This is a genomic window from Methylobacterium sp., from assembly GCF_019750675.1.
Lineage (GTDB): Bacteria > Pseudomonadota > Alphaproteobacteria > Rhizobiales > Beijerinckiaceae > Methylobacterium.
In genome coordinates this window covers 1-9513 of record NZ_JAIEOF010000300.1, presented here as the reverse complement: position 1 = coordinate 9513, position 9513 = coordinate 1, and the positions used below count along the sequence as shown (strand labels likewise).

Here is a 9513-nt window from a genome sequence, read left to right as displayed (position 1 = left end):
CACGACACCACCGGCGGGGTCGAGGATCTGCGGGCGGGGCGCGTCCGCTTCATCGGCGAGGCCCGGACGCGCATCCGCGAGGACGCCCTGCGCATCCTGCGGTTCTTCCGGTTTCATGCCCGCTACGGCGCTGGATCGCCCGATCCCGAGGGGTTGTCCGCCTGCAACGCCGCCCGTGACGCCCTGGACGGGCTCTCGCGCGAGCGGATCCGGGCGGAAATCCTCAAACTGCTGCTGGCTCCGGGGGCGCCCGCCGCCATCGAGACGTTGAGCGAGACCGGCCTGCTGATGCGGCTGATCGGCGGCCTCGGCGACCGCGGCCGCTTCCTTCGCGCCCTCGCGGACGGCGCGGAGACGTCGGCGATCGAGCGGCTGGCGGCGCTGGCGATCTGGTCCGATGCGGATGCGGAGCGGCTGGAACTCAGGCTACGGCTCTCGAAGGCCGAACGCGCGGCGCTCGTGGCCTATGGGCGTGCGCTCGGTGCCCTGCACGGACGGGCCGCGATCGACGCCATGGAGATGCGAAGGCTGGCCGCCGACTATGATGGTCGCGCCCTCGGGATCGCGCGCATCGCGATTCGCACGGAACCGCATCCGGTCCTATCGCCCGAGGCGGATCTCTATCTCGACAATCTGATGCGTGGCCGCATCGCTGCGCCGAGGCTTCCCCTCGCGGGCGCCGATCTGGTGGCGAAGGGCGTTCGACCCGGTCCGGAGATAGGCCGCCGGCTTGCCCTGGTGCGAGCCCTGTGGCTGGAGCTCGGCTGCCCGGAGAATGCGGCCGCGCGCGAGACCCTCCTCGAGCGCGCGACCGGATAGGGGCTCGAAACCGATCGGCTCAGAAGTTGAGCGCGACCTTGGCGTCGCGGAGCTGGACGATCTGGCCGGTGAGCTCGTCTTTCTTCGCGAAGTCTTCGGTGGCGTCGCGCAGCAGTTCGACCGCCTCGATGTCGCGGTCGAGGGATTCCTGGGTGATCTCCTCGAAGGGGTTCGCGCGCTCGGCGATGACCGTCACGGCGGTCGGGCCGATATCGGCGAAGCCGCCACGGACCAGGACGCGCTTGCCGGTGTGACCGGCCTCGTTGATCACGATGACGCCGACCTTGAGGGCGGTGAGAACGGGGGCGTGGCCGGGGAGCACGGTCATCTCACCCTCGATGCCGGGCAATTGCACGGCCTCGATCGGACCGGAATACAGCGTCCGCTCGGGGCCGACGAAATCGAACTGGAAGGTGGCCATGAGGTCGAGGATCCCGGCTCGGGGTGTCTGTAAGGGGTGACGGCGCGCCGGACCCGGAAGGCGCGCGCCGTCGTGTTGGTCGTCAGGCCCGACGGCGATCGGCGACGAAGCCGATCCCGAGGCCCAGCACCGCGCCGATGATGGCGAAGATGCCGATATGCTGCATCTGGCCCGTGGTCAGGGAGCCGCCGCGGGTTCCCGCCGGCGAATCCCCCTGAACCTCGAGGCTGAACGAGCCGATCTTGATCTCGGCGGCTTCGGGCCGGGTAAGATACCCGGCGAGGCCACCGACCACGAGACCGACGAGGAGGAGAACGATCTTCGCGTTCAAGACCTCAGGCCGCCGCGGCGATCTTCTTCGCCTTCTCCTTGGCGTCCTCGATCGTGCCGACCATGTAGAACGCCGCCTCCGGCAGGTCGTCGTACTCGCCGTTCACGAGGCCCTTGAAGCCCTTGATCGTGTCGGCCAGCGGGACCTGGATGCCCGGCGAGCCGGTGAAGATCTCGGCCACCGAGAAGGGCTGCGAGAAGAAGCGCTCGATCTTGCGGGCGCGGGCGACGGTGAGCTTGTCCTCTTCCGAGAGCTCGTCCATGCCCAGGATCGCGATGATGTCCTGAAGGGCCTTGTAGCGCTGCAGCGTCTGCTGGACCTTACGGGCGACGTCGTAGTGCTCCTCGCCGAGGACGGCGGGGTTGAGCATGCGCGAGGTGGAGTCCAGCGGATCCACGGCCGGGTAGATGCCTTTCTCGGCGATCGAGCGCGACAGCACGGTCGTGGCGTCGAGGTGGGCGAACGAGGCGGCGGGCGCCGGGTCGGTCAGATCGTCGGCCGGCACGTAGATGGCCTGCACCGAGGTGATCGAACCCTTGGTGGTGGTGGTGATGCGCTCCTGCAGGGCGCCCATGTCGGTGGCCAGCGTCGGCTGGTAGCCCACCGCCGACGGGATGCGGCCCAGCAGCGCCGACACTTCCGAGCCGGCCTGGGTGAAGCGGAAGATGTTGTCCACGAAGAACAGCACGTCCTGGCCCTGGTCGCGGAAGTCCTCGGCAATGGTCAGGCCGGTGAGCGCGACGCGCGAGCGGGCGCCGGGGGACTCGTTCATCTGTCCGTAGACCAGGGCGCACTTGGAGCCCTCGGCCGAGCCGTTGTGCTCCTTGGGGTCCATGTTGACCTTGGACTCGATCATCTCGTGGTAGAGATCGTTGCCCTCGCGTGTGCGCTCACCGACGCCGGCGAACACCGAGTAGCCGGAGTGCACCTTGGCGATGTTGTTGATGAGCTCCATGATCAGCACGGTCTTGCCCACGCCGGCGCCGCCGAACAGGCCGATCTTACCGCCCTTGGCGTAGGGGGCGAGGAGGTCGACCACCTTGATGCCGGTGACGAGGATCTGCGACTCGGTGGACTGCTCGGAATAGGCCGGCGCCGGCTGGTGGATGGCGCGCAGCGTCTCCGACTGGATCGGGCCGGCCTCGTCGATCGGCTCGCCGATGACGTTCATGATGCGGCCGAGGGTGTTGAAGCCGACCGGGACCTTGATGGCCTCGCCGGTGTCGGTGACTTCCTGGCCGCGCACCAGGCCTTCCGAGGTGTCCATGGCGATGCAGCGCACGGTGCTCTCGCCGAGCTGCATGGCGACTTCGAGAACGAGGCGGCTGCCGTTGTTCTTCGTCTCCAGGGCGTTGAGAATCTCGGGCAGGTGGCCGTCGAAGTGTACGTCGACCACGGGGCCGATGACCTGGGTGATCTTGCCGACCTTGTTCGAGCCGGCGCCGGGGAGAGCGGTGTTCGCCATGTTACGGGTCCTTTGAATACGTTGCGTTCAGGGCGTCGGAGAGCGCTTAGAGCGCTTCGGCACCCGAGATGATCTCGATGAGTTCCTTGGTGATCATGGCCTGACGCGTCCGGTTGTAGATCTGCGTCTGCTTCTTGATCATCTCGCCGGCGTTGCGCGTGGCAGAGTCCATGGCGCCCGTCCGGGCACCCTGCTCGGAAGCGGCGTTCTCCAGGAGCGCGCGGAAGACCTGGACGGTGAGGTTGCGCGGCAGCAGCGTGTCGAGGATGGCCTCCTCGCTCGGCTCGAACTGCAGGGCGGCGTCGGGAGCCGTGGCGCCGGTCTCCGGCAGCTCGGCCGGGATGAGCTTCTGCGCGGTCGGGATCTGCGAGATCACGGAGCGGAAGCGCGAATAGAACAGCGTCGCGACGTCGAACTCACCGGCATCGAAGCGCGCGATGATGCTGTCGGCGATCTCCGCGGCGAACTCGTAATCGACCGCCTTGTTGCCGCGCAGATCCCGGTTCTCGATGATCTCGTCGCGGAACTGGCGGCGCAGAAGGTCGTAGCCCTTCTTGCCGACGGTGATGATCTTCACCGTCTTGCCCTCGGCGACCAGCTTGCGGGCGTGCTCGCGGGCGAGACGCGCGATCGACGAGTTGAAACCGCCGCACAGGCCGCGATCGGCCGTGCAGACGATGAGCAGGTGAGTCTTCTCCGAGCCGGTACCAGACAGGAGCCGGGGCCCCTGCACGCCGCCGACGAGGTTCGCCGCGAGGTTGCCGAGCACCTGGGACATCTTCTCGGCGTAGGGACGCGCGCTCTCGGCGGCCATCTGGGCGCGCCGCAGTTTGGCGGCGGCGACCATCTGCATCGCCTTGGTGATCTTCTGCGTGCCCTTCACCGAAGTGATGCGGTTCCGCAGATCCTTCAAACTCGCCATGGGGTGACTTCCAGATCCATCCGCTGCCGCTCAAGGCGAGGCGCCCGGACGACCCGGGCGCCTGCTCTCACTGAGGTCCGGCCCCCTTGGGCGGCCGGTCGTGCTGTCGAAGCTTTACGCCAGGGACTTGGCGACGCTCTCGACGACGCCCTTCAGCGTCTTGGCGCTGTCGTCGGACAAGTCCTTCGAGTCGCGGATCTTGGTCAACAGGTCGGCGTGCTTGGTGCGCAGGGCCGAGAGCAGGGCGTCCTCGAAGGGGCGAACCTTGTTCAGCGGCAGCGTGTCGAGGTAGCCGTTCACGCCGGCATAGATCACCGCAACCTGCTCTTCCATCTTCAGCGGCGAGAACTGCGGCTGCTTCAGGAGCTCAGTCAGGCGCGAGCCACGGTTCAGGAGCTTCTGGGTCGACGCGTCGAGATCCGAGCCGAACTGCGCGAAGGCCGCCATCTCGCGGTACTGCGCGAGCTCGCCCTTGATCTTGCCGGCGACCTTCTTCATCGCCTTCGTCTGGGCCGAGGAGCCCACGCGGGAGACCGAGAGGCCGACGTTCACCGCCGGGCGGATGCCCTGGTAGAACAGGTCGGTCTCGAGGAAGATCTGGCCGTCGGTGATCGAGATCACGTTGGTGGGGATGTAGGCCGAGACGTCGTTGGCCTGGGTCTCGATGACCGGCAGCGCGGTCAGCGACCCGTTGCCGGCGGCGTCGCCCATCTTGGCGGCGCGCTCGAGGAGGCGCGAGTGCAGGTAGAACACGTCGCCGGGATAGGCCTCGCGGCCCGGCGGGCGGCGCAGCAGCAGCGACATCTGGCGGTAGGCGACGGCCTGCTTGGAGAGATCGTCGTACACGATCACGGCGTGCATGCCGTTGTCGCGGAAGTACTCGCCCATGGCGCAGCCGGCGAAGGGCGCGATGAACTGCATCGGCGCGGCGTCCGAGGCGGTGGCGGCGATGACGATCGAGTATTCGAGGGCGCCGTTGTCTTCCAGAGACTTCACGAACTGGGCGACGGTGGAGCGCTTCTGACCGATGGCGACGTAGACGCAGTAGAGCTTGGCGTTCTCGTCGGTGCCCGCATGGGCTGGCTTCTGGTTCAGGATGGTGTCGAGGGCGATGGCGGTCTTGCCGGTCTGGCGATCGCCGATGATCAGCTCGCGCTGGCCACGGCCGACGGGGATCAGGGCGTCGATCGCCTTGAGGCCGGTGGCCATCGGCTCGTGCACCGACTTGCGCGGGATGATGCCCGGAGCCTTCACGTCGACGCGGCGACGCTCGGTGGTGGCGATGGGACCCTTGCCGTCGATGGGGTTGCCGAGCGCGTCGACGACGCGGCCCAGCAACGCCTTGCCGACGGGCACGTCCACGATGGCGCCGGTGCGCTTGACGGTCTGGCCTTCCTTGATGTCGCGATCGGAACCGAAGATCACGATGCCGACATTGTCCTGCTCGAGGTTGAGGGCCATGCCGCGCACGCCCGACTCGAACTCGACCATCTCGCCGGCCTGGACGCTGTCGAGGCCGTAGGCGCGGGCGATGCCGTCACCGACGGACAGAACCTGGCCGACCTCGGTGACTTCGGCTTCCTGGCCGAAATTCTTGATCTGATCCTTCAGGATCGCGGAGATCTCGGCGGCGCGGATGTCCATCGTCGGGCCTCTTGTCGTTGAATGAATGAATGGGGTTGGGGACGGGAAGCGGTCGGGCCTCGAGGGCCCTTACCGGGCTTCCCGCATCGCGAGGCGAATGCCGTTGAGCTTGGTGCGCAGGGAGGCGTCCACCATGCGGCTGCCGATCTTGACCACGAGGCCGCCGATCAGGCTGGGATCGATCCGGAGGTCGAGGTCGATCTCCGACTTCGCGACATCGCGCAGGGAGGCCTTGATCTCCTCGATCACCGCGTCGGAGGGACGCTCGGCCACCGTGACCTCGGCCCGGACGATGCCCTTCGATTCACGCACCAGGGTGCGGAAGCCGCGGATCATGTCGGGCAGGGCGAACAGGCGGCGATTGGCGGCGGCGAGGCGGATGAAGTTGGCGCCGAGACCGCCGATGCCGGACTTCTCGAGCAGGGCGACGATGGCCGCCTCCTGCTCGGCCCCGGAGAAGACCGGGCTGCGCACGAAGCGGCGCAGGTCCGCGCTTTCCTTGAGCATCGCGTCGAACTGGTCGAGGCTCGCCGCAACACCATCGATGTCGCGCTCGTCGCGCGCCAGTTCGAACAAGGCCGAGGCGTAACGCGCCGCTACGCCTGCAACCGGGGAACCCGCCTCGGAACCGTTCTGCGCCACGCGCCGCTCTCTCTTCAATCCTGCCTGAGGGCTCCGGCCGTGTCGCACCGTGTTCGGCGCGGGCTTTCGAAACCGTCAGGATTGGGAACGTGCCGGTCTGCGCGGGCCGTGAAAAGCCCGCCCTTCCGGCGCGGCGAGGGCCTAGCATGCGTGTCCGGGGGGCGCAAGACGAGGGAACTTGCGCCGATGCGTTGTGCAACGCGAGATGCCGAACCCTGTTCCGATGCGGGCAAACGGTGGCGAAGGTGAGGCCGCGGCCTCAGCAGGTTATCCGGTCGCAGCGCCGGGTGGCGGCGATCATCCGGGCCAGCGCCTTCGGGCCGGGATGGCCGAGGAGCCCGGTATTGCCGAGCACGTAGGAGGGGGTCGCACTGAGGCCGAGATCGGCAGCCATGCGCATCTGCGCCTTGAGGGCGAGGCGGACCTCCTCGCTGTCGGCGATGCCCTCGATCTCGGCCGCCGGTACGCCGAGCTTCGCCGCGGCCTGGAGGGCCCCGGGTCCGTCGATCTTGCCGGGCTTGGCGAGCATGGTCCGGTACAGGGTCCAGGCGGCGGCCGAGCCGAGCCGGCGCTGGATCGCCAGGGCGACCTTGGCAGCCTGGGCCGACTGCACCGCGAGGATTGGGTTGTTGACGAGACCGATTCGCAGGGACGGGTCGCTCTCGCTGAGCGAGACCATGTCGGCCGCCGCCTTCCGGCAATACGGGCAGTTGTAGTCGAAGAACTCGTACAGCGTGGTCTCGGCCTCCGCCGGGCCGACATAGGTCACGCCCCGGAGGGCCGGAATCTCGCCGACGATCTCGCCGGGAAGGCGCATGTTGGCAACGGGCCGACCCTCGTCGTTGTCGACCTTGAAGGCCTGTCCGTAGCCCTGCGCCAGGGCTGTCCCGGAGAGACCCGCGAGGCCTGCGGAAGCGAGGAGGAAGCGCCGGCGGTCGAAGCCCGGTGTGGCGAAGCTCATGGGGCGGCCCTGGATGCGAGGGGAAAGGGCCCGGCTTTAGACCCGCCGCCGCCGCACCGCCAGCGCCCCCGCTCAGCGCATCGCGCCGGGCCGGTCTCCCACCGCCCAGGCCAGGGCCTGCTCCAGGCGGTCGTTGCCCCAGAACAGCTCGCCGTCGTCGGTCAGGAAGGTCGGCGCGCCGAAGATGCCGCGCGAGCGCGCCTCCTCGCCGTTGACGCGCAAGCGGCCCTTGTTCGACTCGGCCGCCGCCTGCTTGAGGATGATCGTGCCGTCGAGACCGAGGCCGTTGAGGAGCGCCACCACGGCGGGCGGCTCGGCGATCGACTGGCCCCGGGCGAACTCGGCCTCGTAGACGGCCTTCGAGAACGGCACGAGCCAGTCGTGATCCATGCCGTAGGTGGCCGCCCGCGTCGCGCTCAAACTGTTCTGTGGAAAGGGGTCGGGGCGCTTGATCGTCGGCAGCCCCAGCCGCGCGGCCTCGCGCTCGACATCGCGCCACATGTGGCGGCCCTTGGCGGCGTAGAGGTTGAACGGCGACGAATTCCAGCCCTGCGCGGCGAAGATCGGCCCGACGAGGAAGGGGCGCCAGCGCACCTCGACGCCCGCCGTCGCCGCCAGCGCCTCGATCCGCATCGCCGAGAGGTAGGAATAGGTCGATGCGAACTCATACCAGAATTCGAGGGTCGGCCTGCGCGGCATGCGTCGAATCTCCGGGATCGAGGATGGTGGTGAGTGTCACCCGCCACGGGGCTGGCGACAAGGCGCTTCACGACCACGGCCACGCTGAGCGAACGCATCCGGCGGCATGGCGGTTGCACGGCCCCGCGCTCCGCTGATAAGCCGCCGCAATTCGACGACGCCGACGCGCACGAAGCCCGAACCGGAAGCGAGCCCATGACCGACGCGAACCCGAAGCCCGTCAACAAGGTCGTGCTCGCCTATTCCGGCGGCCTCGACACCTCCATCATCCTGAAGTGGCTGCAGACCACCTATGGCTGCGAGGTCATCACCTTCACGGCCGATCTCGGCCAGGGCGAGGAGCTGGAGCCAGCGCGCAGAAAAGCCGAACTACTCGGCATCAAGCCCGAGAACATCTTCATCGAGGACCTGCGCGAGGAATTCGTGCGCGACTACGTCTTCCCGATGTTCCGCGCCAACGCCGTCTACGAGGGCGTCTATCTGCTGGGCACATCCATCGCCCGGCCGCTGATCGCCAAGAAGCAGATCGAGATCGCAGAGCGGCTCGGGGCGGACGCCGTCTGCCACGGCGCCACCGGCAAGGGCAACGATCAGGTCCGGTTCGAGCTCGGCTACTACGCCCTGAAGCCCGACGTCACCGTCATCGCCCCCTGGCGCGAGTGGGACCTGAAGAGCCGCGAGCAGCTCATCGCCTTCGCGGAAGCCCACCAGATTCCGATCTCGAAGGACAAGCGCGGCGAAAGCCCCTTCTCGGTGGATGCCAACCTCCTGCACGCCTCCTCGGAGGGCAAGGTGCTGGAAGACCCCGCCGACGAGGTGCCGGACTACGTCTACTCGCGCACGATTTCGCCCGAGGAGGCGCCGGAGACGCCCACCGTCATCACCATCGGCTTCGAGAAGGGCGACGCGGTCTCCATCGACGGCGAGCCGTTGTCGCCCGCGAGCCTGCTGGCGAAGCTCAACCAGCTCGGCCACGACAACGGCATCGGCCGCCTCGACCTCGTGGAGAACCGCTTCGTCGGCATGAAGAGCCGCGGCATGTACGAGACGCCGGGCGGTACCATCCTGCTGCCGGCTCACCGCGCCATCGAGTCGATCACCCTCGATAGGGGTGCCGCGCACCTGAAGGACCAGCTGATGCCGCAATACGCGGAGCTGATCTACAACGGGTTCTGGTTCTCGCCGGAGCGCGAGATGCTCCAGGCGTTGATCGACAAGAGCCAGGAGATGGTCACCGGAGAGGTCAGGCTGAAGCTCTACAAGGGTGGCGTCCACGTCATCGGCCGCACCAGCCCGAACTCGCTCTACGACCAGGACCTCGTCACCTTCGAAGAGGGCGCGGTCGCCTACGACCATCGCGACGCGGCCGGGTTCATCAAGCTCAACGCCCTGCGCCTGCGTACGCTCGCCCAGCGCAAGAAGAAGCTCGGCGCCTGAGCGCGAAGGAGTCGGTCCGGTCCCCTCCCCAGAGGGGACCCGGCTACGGGGTCGGACGGGCGGAGGATTCCCGCAGGATTTGCGGCACCTCGCCGGAGATTTCCCGAGCCAGGAAGCCCACGGGACCGACCGACTTCGCGAGGCGCGCTCCCGCTTCGCCGTGGAGGTAGAC

General features: G+C 68.0%; 9 protein-coding genes and 2 pseudogenes. 2 read left to right on the top strand and 9 right to left on the bottom strand.

The annotated features are described in order from the left end of the window. A pseudogene (locus K2X24_RS15865) lies at positions 1 to 819 on the top strand (CCA tRNA nucleotidyltransferase); the annotation flags it as partial. A gap of 19 nt (positions 820 to 838) precedes the next feature. Here the strand turns inward: K2X24_RS15865 and atpC are convergent. From atpC to K2X24_RS15825, 8 genes are all read right to left on the bottom strand, one after another. Then, positions 839 to 1240: an ATP synthase F1 subunit epsilon gene (atpC, locus tag K2X24_RS15860; RefSeq protein ID WP_238283003.1), complete on the bottom strand. Its 402-nt coding sequence runs from the start codon at positions 1238 to 1240 to the stop codon at positions 839 to 841. 82 nt (positions 1241 to 1322) lie between these two features. Continuing rightward, positions 1323 to 1571, bottom strand: a complete 249-nt coding sequence (locus K2X24_RS15855; protein WP_292499320.1) for a hypothetical protein — start codon at positions 1569 to 1571, stop codon at positions 1323 to 1325. A gap of 4 nt (positions 1572 to 1575) precedes the next feature. Beyond that, positions 1576 to 3036 (bottom strand): F0F1 ATP synthase subunit beta, encoded by a 1461-nt coding sequence (atpD, locus tag K2X24_RS15850; protein ID WP_292499319.1) that lies wholly within the window; start codon positions 3034 to 3036, stop codon positions 1576 to 1578. Positions 3037 to 3082: 46 nt separating this feature from the next. Beyond that, positions 3083 to 3958, bottom strand: coding sequence for a F0F1 ATP synthase subunit gamma (locus K2X24_RS15845; RefSeq protein ID WP_292499318.1), 876 nt, complete (start codon positions 3956 to 3958; stop codon positions 3083 to 3085). Positions 3959 to 4072: 114 nt separating this feature from the next. Continuing rightward, positions 4073 to 5602 carry a F0F1 ATP synthase subunit alpha gene (gene atpA / locus K2X24_RS15840; RefSeq protein ID WP_056179751.1) on the bottom strand — a complete coding sequence of 510 codons (1530 nt, stop codon included), beginning with the start codon at positions 5600 to 5602 and terminating at the stop codon, positions 4073 to 4075. Positions 5603 to 5671: 69 nt separating this feature from the next. Beyond that, positions 5672 to 6244, bottom strand: coding sequence for a F0F1 ATP synthase subunit delta (locus tag K2X24_RS15835; RefSeq protein WP_292499317.1), 573 nt, complete (start codon positions 6242 to 6244; stop codon positions 5672 to 5674). 259 nt (positions 6245 to 6503) lie between these two features. Continuing rightward, positions 6504 to 7205 (bottom strand): DsbA family protein, encoded by a 702-nt coding sequence (locus K2X24_RS15830; protein WP_292499316.1) that lies wholly within the window; start codon positions 7203 to 7205, stop codon positions 6504 to 6506. Between the two features lie 72 nt (positions 7206 to 7277). Beyond that, complete coding sequence (locus K2X24_RS15825) at positions 7278 to 7904, bottom strand: 2-hydroxychromene-2-carboxylate isomerase (RefSeq protein WP_292499315.1); 627 nt, start codon at positions 7902 to 7904, stop codon at positions 7278 to 7280. A gap of 195 nt (positions 7905 to 8099) precedes the next feature. Here K2X24_RS15825 and K2X24_RS15820 point away from each other — a divergent pair, with 195 nt between their 5' ends. Then, entirely contained in the window at positions 8100 to 9341 is a 1242-nt protein-coding gene (locus tag K2X24_RS15820) for an argininosuccinate synthase (protein WP_292499314.1), read from the top strand. 43 nt (positions 9342 to 9384) lie between these two features. On the opposite strand, the pseudogene K2X24_RS15815 reads toward K2X24_RS15820, so the two are convergent. After that, positions 9385 to 9513: pseudogene (locus K2X24_RS15815) on the bottom strand (NAD(P)H-hydrate dehydratase); the annotation flags it as partial.

What these genes read in the sequence shown, in the direction of transcription:
- atpC (WP_238283003.1), bottom strand. Translation starts at nt 1,240, where the DNA reads ATGGCCACCTTCCAGTTCGATTTCGTCGGCCCCGAGCGGACGCTGTAT.
- atpD (WP_292499319.1), bottom strand. Translation starts at nt 3,036, where the DNA reads ATGGCGAACACCGCTCTCCCCGGCGCCGGCTCGAACAAGGTCGGCAAG.
- K2X24_RS15845 (WP_292499318.1), bottom strand. Translation starts at nt 3,958, where the DNA reads ATGGCGAGTTTGAAGGATCTGCGGAACCGCATCACTTCGGTGAAGGGC.
- atpA (WP_056179751.1), bottom strand. Translation starts at nt 5,602, where the DNA reads ATGGACATCCGCGCCGCCGAGATCTCCGCGATCCTGAAGGATCAGATC.
- K2X24_RS15830 (WP_292499316.1), bottom strand. Translation starts at nt 7,205, where the DNA reads ATGAGCTTCGCCACACCGGGCTTCGACCGCCGGCGCTTCCTCCTCGCT.
- K2X24_RS15825 (WP_292499315.1), bottom strand. Translation starts at nt 7,904, where the DNA reads ATGCCGCGCAGGCCGACCCTCGAATTCTGGTATGAGTTCGCATCGACC.
- K2X24_RS15820 (WP_292499314.1), top strand. Translation starts at nt 8,100, where the DNA reads ATGACCGACGCGAACCCGAAGCCCGTCAACAAGGTCGTGCTCGCCTAT.